The sequence below is a fragment of the Pseudomonas sp. A125 genome (assembly GCF_055409485.1).
This window is the reverse complement of record NZ_JBUZVP010000024.1, coordinates 87,952-107,179: the sequence shown is the minus strand read 5'-3', so window position 1 is coordinate 107,179 and position 19,228 is coordinate 87,952. Positions and strand designations below refer to the sequence as shown.

The following is a 19,228-nucleotide window of genomic DNA, read 5'->3' as shown; positions in this document are numbered from 1 at the left end:
CCTCCCGGCGTCAAAAGTTTGCTTCAAGGAAACGAGGAATACCGGTGGATCGTTCTCAAATGCTCAACACGGCCCGTGGCACCCTGACTGACCTCTCGCGGGGCAATCTGGGTGTGCCGTTGTTGTTGCTGGTGATGCTGGCAATGATGATGTTGCCGATGCCGCCGTTCCTGCTGGATGTGTTCTTTACCTTCAACATCGCGCTGTCCGTGGTGGTGCTGCTGGTGTGCGTATACGCCCTGCGGCCACTGGATTTCGCGGTGTTCCCGACCATCCTGCTGATCGCCACGCTGCTGCGCCTGGCGCTTAACGTGGCCTCCACCCGCGTGGTGATGCTCCACGGCCAGGACGGCCACGCCGCCGCAGGCAAGGTGATCCAGGCCTTCGGCGAAGTGGTGATTGGCGGTAACTATGTGGTCGGTATCGTGGTGTTCGCGATCCTGATGATCATCAACTTTGTGGTGGTGACCAAGGGCGCCGGGCGGATTTCCGAGGTGAGCGCACGTTTCACCCTCGACGCGATGCCCGGCAAACAGATGGCCATCGACGCCGACCTCAACGCCGGCCTGATCGATCAGAACCAGGCCAAGACCCGTCGCCTTGAAGTCGCACAGGAAGCCGAGTTCTACGGTTCCATGGACGGTGCCAGCAAATTCGTGCGCGGCGACGCCATCGCCGGCCTGCTGATTCTGTTTATCAACCTGATCGGCGGCATGGCGGTCGGTATCTTCCAGCACGGCATGAGCTTCGGCGACGCCGGCAAGGTTTACGCCTTGCTGACCATCGGTGACGGTTTAGTGGCGCAATTGCCATCACTGTTGTTATCTACAGCTGCGGCGATCATGGTCACCCGTGCTTCGGGCTCCGAAGACATGGGTAAGCAGATCAGTCGGCAGATGTTTGCCTCGCCCAAGGCGCTGGCTGTGGCGGCGGGCATCATGGCGATCATGGGCATCGTGCCGGGTATGCCGCATTTCTCGTTCTTGAGCATGGCGGCCTTGGCGGCAGGCGGTGCCTATCTGTTCTGGAAAAAGCAAAACAACATCAAGGTGATCGCCCAGCAGGAGGTCGCGCGCCAGCAGGAACTGCTGCCGTCACCGGCCCGCGCCCAGGAAACCAAGGAGTTGGGCTGGGACGACGTGACCCCGATCGACATGATTGGCCTGGAAGTCGGCTACCGCCTGATTCCGCTGGTAGACCGCAACCAGGGCGGGCAATTGCTGGCGCGGATCAAGGGCGTGCGCAAGAAGCTGTCCCAGGACCTGGGCTTTTTGATGCCCACCGTGCACATCCGCGACAACCTCGACCTGGCCCCGAGTGCTTACCGCCTGACCCTGATGGGCGTGATCCTGGCCGAAGCCGAGATCTACCCGGACCGCGAACTGGCGATCAACCCGGGCCAGGTATTCGGCAGCCTCAATGGCATTACCGCCAAAGATCCGGCTTTTGGCCTGGAAGCGGTATGGATCGAAATCAGCCAGCGCAGCCAGGCGCAGTCGCTGGGCTACACCGTGGTCGACGCCAGTACGGTGGTCGCAACGCACCTCAACCAAATTCTGTACAAGCACTCCCACGAGCTGCTGGGGCACGAAGAAGTCCAGCAACTCTTGCAATTGCTGGCCAAGGCCTCGCCCAAGCTCGCCGAAGAGCTGGTGCCGGGCGTGCTGTCCACCTCACAACTGCTCAAGGTGTTGCAAGCGCTGTTGGCCGAACAGGTGCCGGTGCGGGACATTCGCAGCATTGCCGAAGCCATCGCCAACAATGCCGCCAAGAGTCAAGATACTGCCGCCCTGGTGGCCGCCGTGCGCGTCGGATTGTCGCGTGCAATCGTCCAAAGCATTGTAGGGCTTGACTCCGAGCTGCCTGTTATCACCCTGGAGCCAAGGTTGGAACAAATATTGCTCAATAGTATTCAGAAGGCAGGGCAGGGCGCCGATGAAGGCGTGTTGCTGGAGCCAAGCATGGCTGAGAAGCTGCAGCGTTCGTTGATTGAGGCCGCGCAGCGCCAGGAGATGGAAGGCCATCCGGTGATCCTGCTGGTAGCAGGGCCCGTGCGGGCGATGTTGTCGCGGTTTGGACGCCTGGCTATTCCGAATTTGCACGTTTTGGCTTATCAGGAAATTCCTGACAACAAGCAAGTGACTATCGTCGCGACTGTAGGGCCCAACGGCTGAGGTAGTGGGATATGCAAGTGAAGCGTTTTTTCGCCGCCGATATGCGTCAGGCCATGAAACTGGTACGTGATGAGTTGGGCGCCGACGCTGCGATTATCGGTAACCGTCGTATTGCCGGCGGTGTCGAGCTGACGGCTGCCCTCGATTACAAGCCCTCGGCCCTGGCGCCGCGTGTGCCAAACATGGAACTGGAAGACGAGCTGCGCAAGACCGCTTCGCGCATTGTCTCGGCCCAGGCTGAACTGAGCATGCGTGGCGACAGCGACGCCACCACCAATCGCCAGCTGTTTGCCGGCCTGCCGCTGACGGCGTCCGAACCTCTGGTAGAACCGACGTTTGTTGAACCGCCACGTCCTGCTGCGCCCGCTCCGGCGCCAGCAGTAGATCAGCGCGTGTTCGACTCGATGCGTTTTGAACTCAATGGCCTGCGTGAACTGCTGGAAGTGCAGTTGGGCTCGCTGGCCTGGAACCAGTTGCAGGGCAGCCAGCCGCAGCAGGCCAACCTGTGGCGCCGCCTGCAACGCATCGGCCTGTCCGGCCCGTTGTCCCGCGACCTGCTGCAGCTGACCACCCAGATTGAAGAACCTCGTCAGGCCTGGCGCATGCTCCTGGCCCACCTGGCGCGGATGATTGTCACCCCGGAAATCGAACCCCTGGAAGAAGGCGGCGTGATTGCCATGGTCGGCCCTGCCGGCATGGGCAAGACCACCACCCTGGCCAAGCTGGCCGCGCGTTACGTGCTTAAGTACGGCGCTTCGAATATTGCCCTGGTGAGCATGGACAGCTACCGCATCGGCGCCCAGGAGCAACTCAAGACCCTGGGCCGCATCCTCAATGTGCCGGTGACCCATGTCGACCCGGGCCAGTCCCTGGCCAACGCCCTCGACCCGCTGCTGCGCAAGCGCGTGGTGTTGATCGACACCGCCGGCCTGCAAGCCAGCGACCCGGCACTGCGCATGCAACTGGAAAGCCTGGCCGGGCGCGGGATCAAATCCAGAAACTATTTGGTACTTGCTACCACCAGCCAGAAACAGGTATTGACCGCCGCCTACCACAGCTACAAGCGCTGCGGGCTGGCGGGCTGCATCCTGACTAAACTGGATGAAACGGCGAGCCTGGGCGAAGTATTGAGCCTGGCCATCAGCCATGAATTACCGGTCGCCTACCTGACCGACGGGCCGCGGATCCCGGATGATTTGCATCTGCCGCGCCGTCATCAGTTGGTCAGCCGGGCTGTCAGTGTGCAAATGCAGGAAGAACCGAGTGAGGAAGCGATGGCCGACATGTTCGCTGACCTCTACCACAGCCCGAACAAACGAGTCGGCTGAGGACAACATGAACACAGTGCAAAGTATCTACATCGATGGTCTGCCAGCAGTTCGCGCGGCCAACATATGTAGCCTGCGTCTAAGCAAGACAAGGTAAAGAAATAAAATGGGCAGCATGCATCCCGTACAGGTGATCGCGGTGACCGGCGGCAAAGGTGGCGTCGGGAAAACTAACGTGTCAGTGAATTTGTCCCTGGCCCTGGCAGAGCTTGGCCGTCGCGTCATGCTGCTGGATGCTGACCTGGGTCTGGCGAACGTCGACGTTCTGCTGGGACTGACGCCTAAACACACCCTGGCCGACGTCATTGAAGGCCGCTGTGAGCTGCGCGACGTGCTGTTGCAGGGCCCCGGCGGGATTCGCATCGTGCCGGCCGCTTCCGGCACCCAGAGCATGGTGCACCTGAGCCCGGCGCAACATGCCGGCCTGATTCAAGCGTTCAGTGACATCGGCGACAACCTCGACGTACTGGTGATCGACACCGCCGCCGGGATCGGTGAGTCCGTGGTCAGCTTCGTGCGCGCTGCGCAAGAAGTGTTGCTGGTGGTGTGCGACGAACCCACCTCGATCACCGACGCCTACGCCCTGATCAAACTGCTTAACCGTGACTACGGCATGAACCGCTTCCGCGTGCTGGCCAACATGGCCCAAAGCCCGCAGGAAGGGCGAAATCTGTTCGCCAAGTTGACCAAGGTCACGGATCGCTTCCTCGATGTCGCCTTACAATACGTTGGCGCAGTTCCTTACGACGAGTGCGTACGCAAGGCCGTGCAAAAGCAGCGTGCGGTCTATGAAGCGTTCCCTCGTTCGAAGTGCGCATTGGCGTTCAAGGCTATTGCCCAGAAGGTCGATACCTGGCCGTTGCCCGCCAACCCGCGCGGGCATCTGGAGTTTTTCGTCGAGCGATTGGTGCATCAGACGAGCGCAGGACCGGTGCTATGACAGCCAGCGGCTACAACCTTTACAAGAAGTCGGCACGTGACAGTCAGGTCGAATTGATCGAGCGCTATGCGCCCCTGGTCAAGCGCATTGCCTATCACTTGCTGGCGCGCCTGCCCGCCAGCGTGCAGGTCGAAGACTTGATCCAGGCCGGGATGATCGGCTTGCTCGAAGTGTCGACCAAGTACGACGCGAGCAAGGGCGCGAGTTTCGAGACCTACGCGGGTATTCGTATCCGTGGGGCCATGCTCGATGAAGTGCGTAAAGGTGATTGGGCGCCGCGTTCGGTACACCGCAATACGCGGATGGTAAGTGACGCAATTCGCTCAATTGAAGCAAAAACCGGTCGCGACGCTAAAGATCACGAAGTTGCGGCCGAACTCCAATTGAGTCTCGACGATTACTACGGGATTTTGAACGATACCTTGGGCAGCCGCCTGTTCAGTTTCGACGACCTGTTACAGGACGGCGAGCATGAAGGGCTGCACGAGGACGGCGCGAGTGCTCATCTCGAACCGTCACGCGACCTGGAAGATGAACGCTTCCAAAGTGCGCTGGCGGACGCGATTGCCAATTTGCCGGAGCGTGAGCGACTGGTGTTGGCGCTGTACTACGACGAAGAGCTGAACCTCAAGGAAATCGGTGAGGTCCTGGGGGTCAGCGAATCGCGGGTCAGCCAGTTACACAGCCAGTGCGCAGCCCGCTTGCGGGGGCGTTTGGGAGAGTGGCGAGCGCGCTGACAGGCAGTGTGGGGACACTGCGAACGATACCGTCCAGGCCTTGCGCCCGGACGGGCTTGGCCCGTGGTGCGCCCCCGGTAGTCCTTTTTGTGTAACGCCTGTTGATTGATATGGCGCGCCCAGGTGCTGGGCGCGTTTAAGACTGCTTGGAGGTCGAATTGGACAAGAACATGAAAATCCTCATCGTTGATGACTTCTCAACGATGCGGCGGATCATAAAAAACCTGTTGCGTGACCTTGGGTTCACTAACACGGTCGAGGCGGATGATGGCATTACAGCGATTCCGATCCTCAACAGCGGGAGCATCGACTTTCTGGTAACGGACTGGAACATGCCGGGCATGACCGGTATCGACCTGCTGCGCCACGTGCGCGCGGATGAAAAACTGCGCAGCCTGCCTGTGCTGATGGTGACCGCTGAAGCCAAGCGTGAACAGATCATCGAAGCCGCCCAGGCTGGGGTCAACGGCTACGTGGTCAAGCCATTCACTGCATTGGCGTTGAAAGAGAAGATCGAAAAAATCTTCGAACGCATCGGTCATTGATGCTGCCACGGGGGAGCTATGGAGCATAAAGAAACGTCACAGGGCGATTTTGAGTCGACCCTGAAAAAACATGCTCACCAACTCGTCGAAAGCCTTGAAAAAGGCCAGTTCGGTGACGCGGTGCAGTTAATCCATGAGCTCAACCAGACCCGTGACCGCGGCCTGTACCAGGAAGTGGGCAAACTTACGCGTGAGTTGCACAGTGCGATTGTCAATTTCCAGATTGACCCGCACATGCCCCAGGCCGAAGAAATCTCGCAGATCACGGATGCCACCGAACGCCTGTCCTATGTGGTCCGGCTGACTGAGGCGGCGGCCAACCGCACCATGGACCTGGTGGAAAACGCCACGCCTCTGGTCAACGGTATGGCCAGTGAAGCCAAGGCCCTGAGCAACGATTGGGGCCGGTTCATGCGTCGGGAAGTGGGCGCTGAAGAGTTTCGTGAACTGGCGCGCCGGGTCGAAGGCTTTTTGTCGCGCAGCGAGCAGGACAACCGCACGGTTTCCAGCAACCTCAACGACATCCTGCTGGCCCAGGACTACCAGGACCTCACCGGCCAGGTGATCAAGCGCGTCACCCAACTGGTCACCGAAGTGGAAAGCAACCTGCTCAAACTGGTGTTGATGGCGGGCCAGGTCGACCGGTTTGCCGGCATCGAACATGACCGCGAAGCGATCCTTTCTGAAAAAGATCCACAAAAACACCTCGCCAAGGGTGAAGGTCCGCAGATTCATGCCGATAAACGTGAAGACGTTGTATCCGGGCAAGACGACGTAGACGATTTGCTGTCCAGTTTAGGCTTCTAAGGAGCACACCCATGAGCTTCGGCGCCGATGAAGAAATCCTTCAGGATTTCCTTGTAGAGGCCGGCGAAATTTTAGAGCAACTGTCCGAACAACTGGTCGAGCTGGAAAGCCGACCGGATGATGCGAACCTGCTCAATGCAATTTTTCGCGGTTTTCACACTGTAAAAGGGGGCGCCGGCTTCCTCCAGCTCCATGAGCTGGTGGAGTGCTGTCACATCGCCGAGAACGTGTTCGACATCCTGCGCAAGGGTGAGCGGCACGTCGACTCGGAACTGATGGACGTGATCCTGGAAGCACTGGACGCAGTCAACGGCATGTTCAGTGAAGTGCGCGAACGTGCACCGATCACTGCCGCCACCCCGGAACTGCTGGCCGCCCTGGCGCGCCTGGCAGAACCTGCGGCCAACGCGCCGGTGGTTGTAGCGGTGGCCGAACCTGTCGCCGAGCCTGCGGGCGATGTGACCGACAGCGAATTTGAACAACTGCTGGACTCGCTGAACGCCATCAAGGCCCAAGCCGAAGTCCCCGTTGCCAGTGCGCAGGCCTCAGTGCCGACCTCTGAAGACATTACCGACGCCGAATTCGAGTCGTTACTAGACCAGTTGCATGGCAAGGGCCAGTTTGCCCCGGATGCGGTGGCCGCAGCGCCAGCGCCTACGCAAGCAGCGGCGCCTGCCAGCAATGAAATCACCGACGACGAGTTCGAAGCGCTGCTGGACCAGTTGCACGGCAAAGGCTCGTTTGCCGCCGACGCGCTGCCGGAAGTCGCCGCAACAACCGCAACAGCCGCTGCACCTGCAGCGCCCGCTGCTGCCGCTCCGGCTGCCGATGGGCTGATCTCTGATCACGAATTCGAAGCCTTGCTGGATGAACTGCACGGCAAGGGCAAGTTTACTGAAGTGGCTGGCGCTGCTGCACCGGCGGCTACTGCCGCCGCTGTCGCAACACCGCCTCCGGTAGCCGCCAGGGCCGCCGCGCCAGTGGCTGCCAAGCCGGCGCCTGCACCGGCGCGTGCCGCTGCGGCCCCGGCTGCAGACAAGCAACCGGCCAGTGAAGCCGAAACCACCGTGCGCGTTGATACCGCGCGCCTGGACGACATCATGAACATGGTCGGCGAACTGGTGCTGGTGCGTAACCGCCTGGTGCGCCTGGGCCTCAACAGCGGCGATGAGGCCATGCAAAAGGCCGTGTCGAACCTCGACGTGGTCACCGCAGACCTGCAAACCGCCGTCATGAAGACCCGGATGCAGCCGATCAAGAAAGTCTTCGGCCGCTTCCCGCGCCTGGTTCGCGACCTGGCACGCCAGCTCAAGAAAGAGATCAACCTGGAACTGGTGGGTGAAGAAACCGACCTCGACAAAAACCTTGTCGAGGCCCTGGCCGACCCGCTGGTCCACTTGGTGCGCAACGCCGTCGACCACGGCATCGAGTCCCCGGAAGAACGTGAAGCCTCGGGCAAGAACCGCCTGGGCAAAGTGATTCTGGCGGCCGAACAGGAAGGCGACCACATCCTGCTGTCGATCACCGATGACGGCAAAGGCATGGACCCCACCGTACTGCGCAACATTGCGGTCAAGCGTGGCGTGATGGACAAGGACGCCGCCGACCGCCTGACCGACACCGAGTGCTACAACCTGATTTTTGCGCCGGGCTTCTCGACCAAGACCGAGATTTCCGACGTGTCGGGCCGTGGCGTGGGCATGGACGTGGTGAAGACCAAGATCAGCCAGCTCAACGGCTCGATCAACATCTACTCGACCAAGGGCCAGGGCTCGAAGATCGTCATCAAGGTGCCGTTGACCCTGGCGATCATGCCGACCCTGATGGTGATGCTGGGCAACCAGGCGTTCGCCTTCCCGTTGGTCAACGTCAACGAAATCTTCCACCTCGACCTGTCGCGCACCAACGTGGTGGACGGCCAGGAAGTGGTGATCGTGCGCGACAAGGCGTTGCCGCTGTTCTACCTCAAGCGTTGGCTGGTGGCCTCGGCCAAGCACGAAGAGCAGCGCGAAGGCCATGTGGTGATTCTCTCCGTGGGCACCCAGCGTATCGGCTTTGTGGTCGATCAACTGGTGGGCCAGGAAGAAGTGGTCATCAAGCCTTTGGGCAAAATGCTGCAGGGAACCCCGGGTATGTCGGGTGCGACCATCACCGGTGACGGTCGGATCGCGCTGATTCTCGACGTTCCGAGCATGCTCAAGCGTTACGCCGCACGGCGTATTTGATTCGGCCCGGGCAGGGCGGTTGTCCCTCGCCCGGCCTAACGGAGTGTTTATGGTAGTCAAGGTCCTGGTGGTGGACGATTCGGGTTTCTTCCGCCGCCGCGTCTCGGAAATTCTTTCATCGGATTCCAATATCCAGGTGGTCGGCACGGCCACCAACGGCAAAGAGGCGATCGATCAGGCCATGGCCCTCAAGCCAGACGTGATCACCATGGACTACGAGATGCCGATGATGGACGGCATCACGGCGGTGCGGCACATCATGCAGCGCTGCCCGACCCCGGTGTTGATGTTCTCTTCGCTGACCCACGAAGGCGCCCGGGTCACCCTGGATGCGCTGGACGCCGGCGCGGTGGACTTCCTGCCGAAGAATTTCGAAGACATCTCGCGTAACCCCGAGAAGGTCAAGCAGATGCTCTGCGAGAAGGTGCACAGCATCTCCCGCAGTAACCGTCGCAGCTTGTTCAGTGCGCCGGCGCCGGCACCGGTTGCGCCGCCACCGGCAGCCCCCAGCACCTTTGGTCGCCCGGCGGCTGCGCCGGTTGCGCGCCCGGCCGTGGCTCCGGTGCGTGCGGCTGCGCCCACCGCGCATTCACCGGCACCCAAGCGCAAAGCCTACAAGCTGGTGGCCATCGGTACGTCCACGGGCGGTCCGGTCGCCTTGCAGCGGGTGTTGACCCAGCTGCCGGCCAACTTCCCGGCCCCGATCGTGTTGATCCAGCATATGCCGGCCGCGTTCACCAAGGCCTTCGCCGAGCGCCTGGACAAGCTGTGCCGCATCAGCGTCAAGGAAGCCGAGGATGGCGATATCCTGCGCCCAGGCCTCGCGCTGCTGGCCCCTGGCGGCAAGCAGATGATGGTCGATGGCCGTGGTGCGATCAAAATCCTGCCGGGCGATGAACGCCTGAACTACAAGCCGTGTGTGGACATCACCTTCGGTTCTGCGGCCAAGTCCTACGGCGACAAAGTTCTGGCGGTGGTGTTGACCGGCATGGGCGCCGACGGCCGTGAAGGCGCGCGCCTGCTCAAGCAGGGCGGCAGCGCTATCTGGGCTCAGGATGAAGCCAGCTGCGTGATCTATGGCATGCCCATGGCCATCGTCAAGGCCGACCTGGCCGACGCCGTCTACAGCCTGGACGACATCGGCAAGCACCTGGTGGAGGCCTGTCTCTAATGGATGTATTGAGCCTGATTGGCATCATCATGGCGTTTGTCGCGATTATCGGCGGCAACTACCTCGAAGGCGGCCACCTGGGTGCCCTGGCCAACGGCCCGGCGGCGTTGATTGTGATCGGCGGCACCGTGGGCGCAGCCTTGCTGCAGTCGCCCATGAGCTCGTTCAAGCGCGCGATGCAGATCCTCATCTGGATTATTTTCCCGCCACGTGTCGACTTGCCAGGCGGCATCGACCGCGTGGTCAACTGGAGCCTCACAGCGCGCAAGGAAGGCTTGTTGGGCCTGGAAGGCGTGGCTGATGCCGAGCCTGACAGCTACGCACGCAAAGGCCTGCAATTGCTGGTGGACGGCGCCGAGCCGGAAGCGATTCGCAGCATCCTGGAAGTGGATTTCTACACCCAGGAAAGCCGTGACATCAACGCCGCCAAAGTCTTTGAAAGCATGGGCGGCTACGCGCCGACCATCGGCATCATCGGTGCCGTAATGGGCCTGATCCACGTGATGGGCAACCTGGCCGATCCGTCGCAACTGGGCAGCGGGATTGCCGTGGCGTTTGTTGCCACCATCTACGGCGTGGCCAGTGCCAACCTGGTGTTGTTGCCGGTGGCCAGCAAGCTCAAGTCGATTGCCATGCGCCAGTCGCGTTATCGCGAGATGTTGCTCGAAGGCATCCTCTCGATTGCCGAGGGTGAAAACCCGCGCTCCATCGAACTGAAGCTCCAGGGCTTCATGGACTGATGGGCATGAACATTGTAGGAGCGAGCTTGCTCGCGAAAATCGTCAACGATAACGCGGGCATCCTGGATAAACGCGTTGCTCTCGGTTTTTTCGCGAGCAAGCTTGCTCCTACAGTTGATTCGTTGTGGGGAGGTAGTCGTTTGTGAGCCGTCGCCGCCGCGAGCCTGAAGAGCACGTCAACCATGAACGCTGGCTGGTGTCCTACGCCGACTTCATTACGCTGCTGTTCGCGTTTTTTGTGGTGATGTACTCCATTTCCTCGATCAACGAAGGCAAGTACAAAGTCATTTCCCAGGCGCTGATCGGCGTGTTCAGCGACGCGGACCGCTCCCTCAAGCCGATTCCGATTGGTGAAGAGCGTCCCAAGACCGTGACCCCGGCCAAGCCGCTGGTCAATGACAGCGATGAAACCGCTGCTGGCATCGGTGGCACCAGCGACCCGCTGAAAAGCATCGCCGATGACATCAGCGCCGCCTTTGGTGACTTGATCAGCTCCAACCAGATGACGGTGCGCGGCAATGAGTTGTGGGTCGAGATCGAGCTTAATTCCAGCCTGTTGTTCGCCAGCGCCGATGCGATGCCCAGCGACCAGGCGTTTACCATCATCGACAAGGTAGCGGCGATCCTCAAGCCGTTTGAAAACCCGGTCCACGTCGAAGGCTTTACCGACAACTTGCCGATCAGCACGGCGCAGTATCCGACCAACTGGGAGCTGTCTTCGGCCCGCGCTGCGAGCATTGTGCGGATGCTCGCAATGCAGGGCGTGAACCCCGGGCGCCTGGCGTCGGTAGGGTATGGCGAGTTCCAGCCGGTGGCCAATAACGCCACGGCAGAAGGCCGCGCGCGCAACCGCCGGGTGGTGCTGGTGGTGTCGCGCAACCTGGATGTGCGCCGCAGCCTGACCGGTACCGGCACTGCCAATGCAACACCGGATGCCGCCTTGAAGCGGGCTGGCACACAAACTGCACCAGCGCCCGTAAAGGCGCCGGTTCGCGGGAGTGCCGTCAATTCTCCGTCACCGGCTCTATAACCCCATGCAATTTCTCGGTCGAGCCTGTGCCTGCCGGGAGGAACAATTCGAATGAGAGTCTGGGCAGTTGCCAATCAAAAGGGTGGTGTCGGTAAAACCACCACCTCCATCGCCTTGGCCGGCCTGCTGGCCGAGGCCGGCAAGCGCGTGGTCGTGGTCGACCTGGACCCCCACGGCTCCATGACCAGCTATTTTGGCTACGACCCGGATGCCCTGGAGCACAGTTGCTACGACCTGTTCCTGCACAAGGGCAGCGTGCCGGCCGATTTGCCGGGCCAACTGATGCTGCCCACCAGCAATGAAAAAATCTCGCTGTTGCCGTCCAGCACCGCCCTGGCCACCCTTGAGCGCCAGTCGCCGGGGCAGAGTGGCCTGGGCCTGGTCATCGCCAAGACCCTGGCGCAGCTGTGGCAGGACTTCGACTACGCCATCATCGACAGCCCGCCGTTGCTCGGTGTGCTGATGGTCAACGCCCTGGCCGCCAGCCAACAGCTGGTGATCCCGGTGCAGACCGAGCACCTGGCCGTCAAAGGCCTGGAGCGTATGGTCAGCACCCTGGCAATGATCAACCGCTCGCGCAAACAGGCGCTGCCGTTCAGCATCGTCCCGACCCTGTTTGACCGGCGTACCCAGGCGTCCCTTGGCACCTTGCGTGTGCTGCGCGATGCCTATCCGGACACCATCTGGCAAGGCTACATCCCGGTGGACACGCGCTTGCGAGATGCGAGCCGCGCCGGGCTGACGCCGTCGCAATTCGACGGCAAGAGCCGTGGCGTGCTGGCGTACCGGGCGTTGCTCAAGCACCTGTTGTCCCAGCAGCTTGTGGCGCAGGTGGCGTGATGATCATTGTAGGAGCCTGGCTTGCCAGCGATGCAGACGCCGCAGTTTTCGCGACAAAACCGGCTCTCGATTCAAGTCCGGACACTCACAGGCCGATAACCACTGAATACAGGGTGGATGGGGCTTGCGCGTGGGCATACAGATGAACCGTCCCGTTGACTTCAAAACCCGGCCGCAACTGGCGCTGGAGTCCTACCTGGACGCCTTGCTGCAGGACGCGACCGAAGAAATGCCAGAACCGATTCTGATCCTCGATGAAGTCATCGAGCCAGAGCCGGCAGCCCTGGACGAGTTTCAATTAGCGGTCCTGGAAGAGCAGGCCCGTGATGCATTGGTGGTTCCCGTAGCGGTTCCGGTTGCCGTGCCGGTGCCGGTTGTTGCACCTGTGGTGATCGCGCCGGTAGTGGTCGAGCCGGTGGTTGAGGTTCACCTCCCGCCGAGCATCACCCCGCCGCCCGTGCAGGGCGATGGTCGCCCGGCGTGGGCCGCCGAGCCGTTCGAATGCTTGCTGTTCGATGTTGCCGGGCTGACCCTGGCCGTGCCGCTGGTGTGCCTGGGCTCGATCTACTCCCTGGAAGGCCAGGAGTTGACGCCGCTGTTCGGCCAGCCGGAATGGTTCCTCGGGATTTTGCCGAGCCAGCAGGGCAACTTGAAGGTTTTGGACACTGCGCGCTGGGTGATGCCCGACCGCTACCGTGATGATTTCCGCCAGGGCCTGCACTACGTCATTTCGGTGCAGGGCTACGAGTGGGGGCTGGCGGTGCATCAGGTCAGCCGCTCGTTGCGCCTGGACCCTAACGAAATCAAATGGCGCAGCCACCGGGGCCAGCGGCCATGGCTGGCGGGCACCGTGATCGAACACATGTGCGCGTTGCTGGATGTCGCCGAACTGGCGGAGCTGATTGCCAGCGGCGCGGTAAAAGCGATGCCGCTCAACAAACGCACTTGATAATGAGCGCAGCGCTCTGGCGCTGCCCAAGAACACACACCGTAACCAACGGTATTTGAAGGGGTCTGGAGTATGAACAAGTCAGTGTCCGCACAAGGTCTGGTGGATGATCCAATCCTGCAATGGGTCACCTTCAAGCTGGACAACGAGTCCTACGGCATCAACGTGATGCGTGTGCAGGAAGTGCTGCGCTACACCGAAATCGCTCCGGTGCCGGGTGCCCCAAGCTACGTGCTGGGCATCATCAACCTGCGCGGTAACGTGGTGACGGTGATCGACACTCGCCAGCGTTTTGGCCTGGTGCCGACCGAAGTCAACGACAACACCCGCATCGTGATCATCGAAGCCGACAAGCAAGTGGTCGGGATCATGGTCGACAGCGTGGCGGAAGTGGTTTACCTGCGCCAATCTGAAGTCGAGACCGCGCCGAACGTCGGCAACGAAGAGTCGGCCAAGTTCATCCAGGGTGTCTGCAACAAGAACGGCGAACTGCTGATTCTGGTTGAGCTGGACAAGATGATGAGCGAAGAAGAATGGCAGGACCTGGAGAATATCTGATTGTTCCTTGAGGTAGCGGTGATCGTCCTGGCCATCCTATGGGCCGGGACCCTGGGCTTTCTGCTGCGCTATGTGCGCCTGCAACGGGAATGGGCCACTCAACAGGCCGAGCGCGACGCCGTGCGCGACCGGCGCCTGCTGGAACTGGTCAAGCGGGTCGACCACTTCCAGCAGAGCGCTGTGCGTGTGGGCGATGAAGTGCACGAACTGCGTTCGGTGCTGGCGCCGTTGCCAGACAAGTTGTCTGCGCTGGAGCAGCGCGACCCGTCGAGCCTGTCGTTCGCCCAGGCGGCGAAACTGGTGGGCATGGGCGCCACGGTGGATGAGCTGACACAGTCCTGCGGGTTGACCCAGGCTGAGGCGCAGTTGATGAGCCGGTTGCACAAAGACGGCTGAAGGTTGCGAGCTGCAAGCGGGTTCGCTTGCAGCTTACGGCTGATGCCGGTTGGCCAGCCATTCGGCCATGGTCGAGTCCTCCAGGGCATATTCGCCACGGTTGGCTTTCCAGACCAACTCTTTCTCCCGCAGCACTTCCAGTGCTTTCTGCACGTTCGGCGTACTGGCGTTCGGCTCGACCTGGGCCTGCTCCAGCTTGCGGTTCACATCCTGGAAGGTTTTTTCCGCAAAAGGCGAAAACGCTTGCTTGCCCAGGGTTCGTTCGCCCATCACTTCAAGTACCGCCTGTTGCAGGGGCGAGAGGTCGTTGTAGGCGCTCTCGTAGTCGCTCCATATTCCGGCCTGGTGATTGAGTGCCCCGGTCCTCAGCAACTCGCCAAGGTTGCTCGCCTCGCCAAGACCCACGCTCACTTCGGTCAATAGTTTGTTGAGCATTTCCGGGCGCCGGCCCACGAGCTGGAACGCATAGTCCATGTCCTCCAGGTTGAACTGGTTGGTCGCAGCCAGGCGCTGGTTCCAGAGGTCCGTCACGAACTCGACAAAATCCCGGCTCAACAGCGGGAACGGCGTGATGTGGGCGCCAAAGAACGGTTGTTTGCTCTTGAGTACCAGGTTGGCCAGTTTGTCCCGGCTGGACCCGGTGAACACCAGGCGCAGGCCATCTGCCGTGCTGCTGCCGTTGAGATGATCGCGTGCCGCCTTGAGGGCGAACATGGCGTTCACGCCGCCTTCGCTGTTGAGGGCGTGCTGGGCTTCGTCCACGATCAGCACGATCAGTTGCCCCGAGACCTGGTGCAGCACGTCCAGCGCATGGGTGAGCGTGGTGCCGGCGGGCAATTGAGGTTTGGTGAAATCCCAACTCAAGGTGCGCAGCAAGCTGATCTTCTCGATACCGGCCTTCTTGGCCGCCTTGCTCACTGCGCTTTCGAACTCGCCCAGGGCTTTGCCGATGGCGCCGGAGATCAACTCGGCGGGGTCGATTTCGCGGTTCGTCCACAGGTCCACGTAAACCGGCAGCCAGCCTCGCGTCTTGCACTCGGGGATGAGGTCGTTGCGCAGGAACGTACTCTTGCCCGTACGCCGAGGGGCTGCGAGGAACATGCCGGAGCTGTAGTCGGCAAATGACTCGCCTGCCAAATCGCGGGCGAGGGCTTCGGCGAGTAGCTTTCGACGGAGAATCGGGCGAGTAGGGCTCATGGGTTTATCCTGAACTATCGGGTTCGAGATAATCTATACCTTGAAAGATATAATTGCTATACACCCGCGCCTACGGGCTGATCGTTCCCACGCGTGGGAACGATCGCTCCCACATCAATAATCGTCGCCTCTTTCTGTCACATCCCGCTCCACCGGCCCTGCATCCGGGTCATACCCCACCGGGAACTTGCCCTTCAACGTCCACGCGAACGCGATGATCTCTGCGACGGTGCGATACAACTCTTCCGGGATGCTGTCGCCCAATTCCATGCGCGCCAGTAATTTGACCAGCTCGGCATTTTCGTAGATCGGGACTTCGTTCTCCCGGGCCAGCTTGAGGATGGCTTCGGCCAGGGCGTCGTCGCCCTTGGCGGTGAGGGTCGGCGCCTGTTGCCCGTCGTATTTGAGGGCAATGGCCTGGCGCGGCGGGTTGGGGTTTTTCATGCGGTTTCATCCACCCAGCGTTGTTCCAGTCCGGTTTTCTGGCCCCGTGGCGGGGTGCCGAGGTGGCAGTCCAGATCGCCGACGTTGAGCCCCGACGACACCAGGCGCTCGCGCAGGCTGCCCAGGTGGCTTTCGATCAGGCTGGCGGTGAACGGGCGGGTGGCCCACAGCTGAGTCGACAGTTTGCCCTGGCTCAGTTGGGCCTGGACCTGCAACGGGCCCAGCGGCTCCATGTCCAGGGCCATTTCCACGCGCCAGAGCATTTGCTTGGGGTCCTTGGTGTCCTTGCGTTCCGGCTGTTCCTTGTCGGGGGCCGGTTCTTCCCGCTGGAACTTGACCTGCAACGGCACGATGTCCTGCAGGGTGCGCATCGGGATTTCCAGCTGCCATGTAGTCAAGAGCTTGCCGTCAGCCGTGGTGCCGGTTTGTTCCAGGCTCGACAGCTGATGGCTTTGCAGGCGGGAAATCGCGCCGGCCGCCAGGCGCAGCAGGTTTTCCAGGTCGCTTTCACCTTCCAGGCGTTGCATCAGCCGATCCGGCAGCGGAAAACCTGCGGGGGCTTGTCGGGCGCCGACCTGGCCGAGGGTGCCCAACGGGCTGCGCACGAAGCTGGGCAGCAGCTGCGCCAGGGTGTTGGCCGCCAGGATCGCATTCAGGTTGGTGCTGGCGGGCAAGGCCGGCATCAGGTCGGCGACGAGGCGCAGCAGGGCGCCTTTCATGTCCAGTGGCGGGATCTGCGGGTTTTGCCCGGCCAGCAGCTTGGCTTCCAGGAACGTCCCGCTGTTCTGGACCAGTTGCGCCAGTACCTTGGGATTGCTGGCCTGGGCCAGGTCGGGCAGTGCCGCGAGTAACCGCGCAGCGGCGGCACGCAGGTCGACCGAGGTGCCGTCGCTGCTGGTCGCCGGCAGGCTTTGCAGGGCGGTAAACACCACGTCCAGCGAGCCCTGGCGGCTTTGCTGGGTGGAAAGTTGCTGGGCCACGGCCAGTTGGTCCTGGCGCCCGCTCAGAGGCACAAAGCTCAGGGTCTGGGCACTTTGCACCACGGCGCTGAGCAGGCTGGCGATGCGCAACGGTTGCGGGCTTTCGACGGTCAGGGTCGCGCCAGCGAGGACGTTATTGAGCACCGACACCAGCGAGCGATACACCACCGGCTGGTTGGCGCCCTGTGGCAGCGCCTGGGTGGTCAGCACCTTGCCTTGCAGCAGGGTGCCCACCGGCAGTTGGTTGGTGTCGATACGCGTCAGTGCGGCGACGCTGGAACTCAGCGCCTGCTGCAGGCTGATCGACAAATTGCCCGACGGCGTCTGGCTGACTTCCACCTGGGTGCCCAGCGGCAGCGGCTGGCTGCTGCTGGCCTGCACCAGGGTTTGCCGGCCGCCTTCCAGGGTCAGCTTGAGCAGCAACTGAAACGCATCGCCGCCTTGTTTAAGCGCCAGCACCTCGGCGTTTACGGTTTTCCCGGGGTCAATCAGGCCGACCTGCGGCTCCAGCAGTTTCAGCAGTTCTCCCGTCGCGGGCGCAGGCGTGGGCCCGGCCGGCAGCGTCGGGGGAAGTGTGGGAAGAGTGATCTCACCGGTCATCGTGCGCGCCGTCTCAAGGGAAATTGCCCTCTTTAGAGTAGGGCATCACATGTATAATGCCGCCCGTCTTCAAAGAGAGCGGTATAAACATCACAACTATTTGATCCAGCTCTCTAAAACCGGTCGCCAAAGCAGTTAATGTGCACCTCTTTAACGGCCGTTCCACCGCCGACTTGAACCGTAAAGGCCCGCGATCTCTTGACCAGCCCTCTTCTAGAAGCCGTAGCGCTCGCTTGTGAACGTGACCTGCGGATGCTGTTCGAACACCTCGAACTGCGTCTGGCGGGCGGCGACATGGTGCAGGTCAGCGGCCCCAACGGCAGCGGCAAGACCAGCCTGTTGCGCCTGCTGGCCGGCCTGATGCAGCCGACGGCGGGCGAAGTTAGGCTCAATGGCAAGCCGTTGAGCGAGCAGCGCACGGAGCTGGCGCGCAACCTGATCTGGATCGGCCACGCCGCCGGGATCAAGGATGTGCTGACCGCCGAGGAGAACCTCAGCTGGCTCAGCGCCCTGCATCACCCGGCAAGCCGCGAGGCGATCTGGCAGGCTTTGGCCGCCGTCGGGCTGAAGGGTTTCGAAGACGTCCCTTGCCACACCCTGTCCGCCGGCCAGCAGCGCCGCGTGGCCCTGGCCCGGCTGTACCTGGACGGCCCGCCGTTGTGGATCCTCGACGAACCCTTCACCGCCCTCGACAAACAAGGCGTGGCCCAACTTGAAGAACACCTGGCGGCCCATTGCGAACAGGGCGGCACGGTCTTGCTTACCACTCACCATACGTTGACGCGCATGCCCGCCGGTTACCGCGACCTCGACCTGGGCCGGTGGTCGGTATGAGTGTATTTGCCCTGTTGGTCGCCCGCGAAGCACGGTTACTCTGTCGCCGCCCGGCCGAACTGGCCAACCCGCTGGTGTTCTTCGCGATCGTGATCGCGCTGTTCCCGTTGGCGGTCGGCCCCGAGACTAAACTGTTGCAAACCTTGTCTCCGGGGCTGGTCTGGGTCGCGGCGCTTTTGTCGGTCCTGCTCTCGCTGGACGGGCTGTTTCGCAGTGATTTTGAAGACGGTTCCCTTGAACAGTGGGTCCTTTCGTCGCACCCCCTGCCTCTTCTGGTTCTGGCCAAGGTACTGGCACACTGGGCGTTTTCCGGCCTGGCGCTGGTATTGCTCGCGCCGCTGTTGGCGATGATGCTGGGATTGCCCACCGAGTGCCTGCCGGTGTTGCTGCTTTCCCTGTTGCTTGGCACGCCGGTTCTCAGTTTACTGGGCGCTGTGGGTGCGGCCCTGACCGTCGGTTTGAAACGCGGTGGCCTGTTGTTGGCCCTGCTGATTTTACCTTTGTATATCCCGGTGTTGATCCTGGGCAGCGGCGCTCTGCAAGCCGCGCTCCAGGGCATGCCGGCGACCGGTTACCTGTTGTGGCTTGGCAGCCTGGCCGCCCTGGCAGTAACCCTGACACCCTTTGCTATAGCGGCTGGCCTGAAGATCAGCGTCGGCGAATAATGAGGTCTGGTTAAGCGTTATAACCTTAATCAGTAAAGACCCTAGGCTGCTCGCAACGACGAGCAGCA

19 protein-coding genes are annotated in these 19,228 nt (G+C 61.6%); 16 read left to right on the top strand and 3 right to left on the bottom strand.

Going from position 1 to position 19,228, the window contains the following annotated elements; translation table 11 throughout:
* Positions 1-59: 59 nt before the first annotated feature.
* The 14 genes from flhA (at position 60) to ACZRN6_RS26870 (ending at position 14,440) form a co-directional block, all read left to right on the top strand.
* The gene (flhA, locus tag ACZRN6_RS26935) at positions 60-2,174 is read left to right on the top strand and encodes a flagellar biosynthesis protein FlhA (RefSeq protein WP_464009258.1); all 2,115 of its coding nucleotides are present in this window, start codon (positions 60-62) and stop codon (positions 2,172-2,174) included.
* Positions 2,175-2,185: 11 nt separating this feature from the next.
* Entirely contained in the window at positions 2,186-3,502 is a 1,317-nt protein-coding gene (gene flhF, locus ACZRN6_RS26930; RefSeq protein ID WP_322146626.1) for a flagellar biosynthesis protein FlhF, read from the top strand.
* A gap of 106 nt (positions 3,503-3,608) precedes the next feature.
* Complete coding sequence (fleN, locus tag ACZRN6_RS26925) at positions 3,609-4,442, top strand: flagellar synthesis regulator FleN (RefSeq protein WP_003192912.1); 834 nt, start codon at positions 3,609-3,611, stop codon at positions 4,440-4,442.
* Positions 4,439-5,179 carry an RNA polymerase sigma factor FliA gene (fliA, locus tag ACZRN6_RS26920; protein WP_008434817.1) on the top strand — a complete coding sequence of 247 codons (741 nt, stop codon included), beginning with the start codon at positions 4,439-4,441 and terminating at the stop codon, positions 5,177-5,179. The genes fleN and fliA overlap by 4 nt, the downstream gene beginning before the upstream one ends.
* A 170-nt stretch (positions 5,180-5,349) precedes the next feature.
* A complete protein-coding gene (locus ACZRN6_RS26915) occupies positions 5,350-5,724 on the top strand; it encodes a chemotaxis response regulator CheY (RefSeq protein ID WP_005790040.1) in 375 nt (124 codons plus the stop codon).
* Between the two features lie 18 nt (positions 5,725-5,742).
* The gene (locus ACZRN6_RS26910) at positions 5,743-6,531 is read left to right on the top strand and encodes a protein phosphatase CheZ (RefSeq protein WP_322146617.1); all 789 of its coding nucleotides are present in this window, start codon (positions 5,743-5,745) and stop codon (positions 6,529-6,531) included.
* Positions 6,532-6,542: 11 nt separating this feature from the next.
* Positions 6,543-8,756, top strand: coding sequence for a chemotaxis protein CheA (locus tag ACZRN6_RS26905; protein WP_464009252.1), 2,214 nt, complete (start codon positions 6,543-6,545; stop codon positions 8,754-8,756).
* 49 nt (positions 8,757-8,805) lie between these two features.
* Positions 8,806-9,927, top strand: coding sequence for a protein-glutamate methylesterase/protein-glutamine glutaminase (locus tag ACZRN6_RS26900; protein ID WP_464009251.1), 1,122 nt, complete (start codon positions 8,806-8,808; stop codon positions 9,925-9,927).
* Positions 9,927-10,667, top strand: coding sequence for a flagellar motor protein (locus ACZRN6_RS26895; protein ID WP_010166125.1), 741 nt, complete (start codon positions 9,927-9,929; stop codon positions 10,665-10,667). The genes ACZRN6_RS26900 and ACZRN6_RS26895 overlap by 1 nt, the downstream gene beginning before the upstream one ends.
* A gap of 142 nt (positions 10,668-10,809) precedes the next feature.
* A complete protein-coding gene (gene motD, locus ACZRN6_RS26890) occupies positions 10,810-11,697 on the top strand; it encodes a flagellar motor protein MotD (RefSeq protein ID WP_177087643.1) in 888 nt (295 codons plus the stop codon).
* 51 nt (positions 11,698-11,748) lie between these two features.
* Positions 11,749-12,537: a ParA family protein gene (locus ACZRN6_RS26885; RefSeq protein WP_076015165.1), complete on the top strand. Its 789-nt coding sequence runs from the start codon at positions 11,749-11,751 to the stop codon at positions 12,535-12,537.
* 142 nt (positions 12,538-12,679) lie between these two features.
* Entirely contained in the window at positions 12,680-13,486 is an 807-nt protein-coding gene (locus ACZRN6_RS26880) for a CheW domain-containing protein (RefSeq protein ID WP_464009250.1), read from the top strand.
* A gap of 72 nt (positions 13,487-13,558) precedes the next feature.
* A complete protein-coding gene (locus ACZRN6_RS26875; RefSeq protein WP_003210641.1) occupies positions 13,559-14,044 on the top strand; it encodes a chemotaxis protein CheW in 486 nt (161 codons plus the stop codon).
* Positions 14,045-14,440 (top strand): DUF2802 domain-containing protein, encoded by a 396-nt coding sequence (locus tag ACZRN6_RS26870; protein ID WP_464009249.1) that lies wholly within the window; start codon positions 14,045-14,047, stop codon positions 14,438-14,440.
* Between the two features lie 33 nt (positions 14,441-14,473).
* Here the strand turns inward: ACZRN6_RS26870 and ACZRN6_RS26865 are convergent, their stop codons facing one another.
* The 3 genes from ACZRN6_RS26865 to fliK form a co-directional block, all read right to left on the bottom strand.
* Positions 14,474-15,637: an ATP-binding protein gene (locus ACZRN6_RS26865; RefSeq protein ID WP_464009248.1), complete on the bottom strand. Its 1,164-nt coding sequence runs from the start codon at positions 15,635-15,637 to the stop codon at positions 14,474-14,476.
* A gap of 114 nt (positions 15,638-15,751) precedes the next feature.
* Positions 15,752-16,081, bottom strand: a complete 330-nt coding sequence (locus ACZRN6_RS26860; RefSeq protein WP_003210638.1) for an EscU/YscU/HrcU family type III secretion system export apparatus switch protein — start codon at positions 16,079-16,081, stop codon at positions 15,752-15,754.
* Positions 16,078-17,661 (bottom strand): flagellar hook-length control protein FliK, encoded by a 1,584-nt coding sequence (gene fliK, locus ACZRN6_RS26855; RefSeq protein WP_464009247.1) that lies wholly within the window; start codon positions 17,659-17,661, stop codon positions 16,078-16,080. The genes ACZRN6_RS26860 and fliK overlap by 4 nt, the downstream gene beginning before the upstream one ends.
* Before the next feature lie 252 nt (positions 17,662-17,913).
* On the opposite strand from fliK, the gene ccmA reads away from it, so the two are divergent.
* Together ccmA and ccmB are read left to right on the top strand one after the other, a co-directional pair.
* A complete protein-coding gene (gene ccmA / locus ACZRN6_RS26850; protein WP_464009246.1) occupies positions 17,914-18,495 on the top strand; it encodes a cytochrome c biogenesis heme-transporting ATPase CcmA in 582 nt (193 codons plus the stop codon).
* Positions 18,492-19,160 carry a heme exporter protein CcmB gene (ccmB, locus tag ACZRN6_RS26845; RefSeq protein WP_003210635.1) on the top strand — a complete coding sequence of 223 codons (669 nt, stop codon included), beginning with the start codon at positions 18,492-18,494 and terminating at the stop codon, positions 19,158-19,160. Before ccmA ends, ccmB begins: the two co-directional genes overlap by 4 nt.
* Positions 19,161-19,228: the final 68 nt, after the last annotated feature.

Excerpts from the sequence above, each read along its gene's own strand:
- ACZRN6_RS26915 (WP_005790040.1), top strand. The coding sequence starts at position 5,350 with ATGAAAATCCTCATCGTTGATGACTTCTCAACGATGCGGCGGATCATA.
- ACZRN6_RS26895 (WP_010166125.1), top strand. The coding sequence starts at position 9,927 with ATGGATGTATTGAGCCTGATTGGCATCATCATGGCGTTTGTCGCGATT.
- ACZRN6_RS26900 (WP_464009251.1), top strand. The coding sequence starts at position 8,806 with ATGGTAGTCAAGGTCCTGGTGGTGGACGATTCGGGTTTCTTCCGCCGC.
- ACZRN6_RS26910 (WP_322146617.1), top strand. The coding sequence starts at position 5,743 with ATGGAGCATAAAGAAACGTCACAGGGCGATTTTGAGTCGACCCTGAAA.
- ccmA (WP_464009246.1), top strand. The coding sequence starts at position 17,914 with ATGCTGTTCGAACACCTCGAACTGCGTCTGGCGGGCGGCGACATGGTG.
- fliK (WP_464009247.1), bottom strand. The coding sequence starts at position 17,661 with ATGACCGGTGAGATCACTCTTCCCACACTTCCCCCGACGCTGCCGGCC.
- fliA (WP_008434817.1), top strand. The coding sequence starts at position 4,439 with ATGACAGCCAGCGGCTACAACCTTTACAAGAAGTCGGCACGTGACAGT.
- flhF (WP_322146626.1), top strand. The coding sequence starts at position 2,186 with ATGCAAGTGAAGCGTTTTTTCGCCGCCGATATGCGTCAGGCCATGAAA.
- ACZRN6_RS26905 (WP_464009252.1), top strand. The coding sequence starts at position 6,543 with ATGAGCTTCGGCGCCGATGAAGAAATCCTTCAGGATTTCCTTGTAGAG.
- ccmB (WP_003210635.1), top strand. The coding sequence starts at position 18,492 with ATGAGTGTATTTGCCCTGTTGGTCGCCCGCGAAGCACGGTTACTCTGT.
- fleN (WP_003192912.1), top strand. The coding sequence starts at position 3,609 with ATGGGCAGCATGCATCCCGTACAGGTGATCGCGGTGACCGGCGGCAAA.
- ACZRN6_RS26885 (WP_076015165.1), top strand. The coding sequence starts at position 11,749 with ATGAGAGTCTGGGCAGTTGCCAATCAAAAGGGTGGTGTCGGTAAAACC.
- ACZRN6_RS26865 (WP_464009248.1), bottom strand. The coding sequence starts at position 15,637 with ATGAGCCCTACTCGCCCGATTCTCCGTCGAAAGCTACTCGCCGAAGCC.
- ACZRN6_RS26860 (WP_003210638.1), bottom strand. The coding sequence starts at position 16,081 with ATGAAAAACCCCAACCCGCCGCGCCAGGCCATTGCCCTCAAATACGAC.
- flhA (WP_464009258.1), top strand. The coding sequence starts at position 60 with ATGCTCAACACGGCCCGTGGCACCCTGACTGACCTCTCGCGGGGCAAT.
- ACZRN6_RS26875 (WP_003210641.1), top strand. The coding sequence starts at position 13,559 with ATGAACAAGTCAGTGTCCGCACAAGGTCTGGTGGATGATCCAATCCTG.
- ACZRN6_RS26880 (WP_464009250.1), top strand. The coding sequence starts at position 12,680 with ATGAACCGTCCCGTTGACTTCAAAACCCGGCCGCAACTGGCGCTGGAG.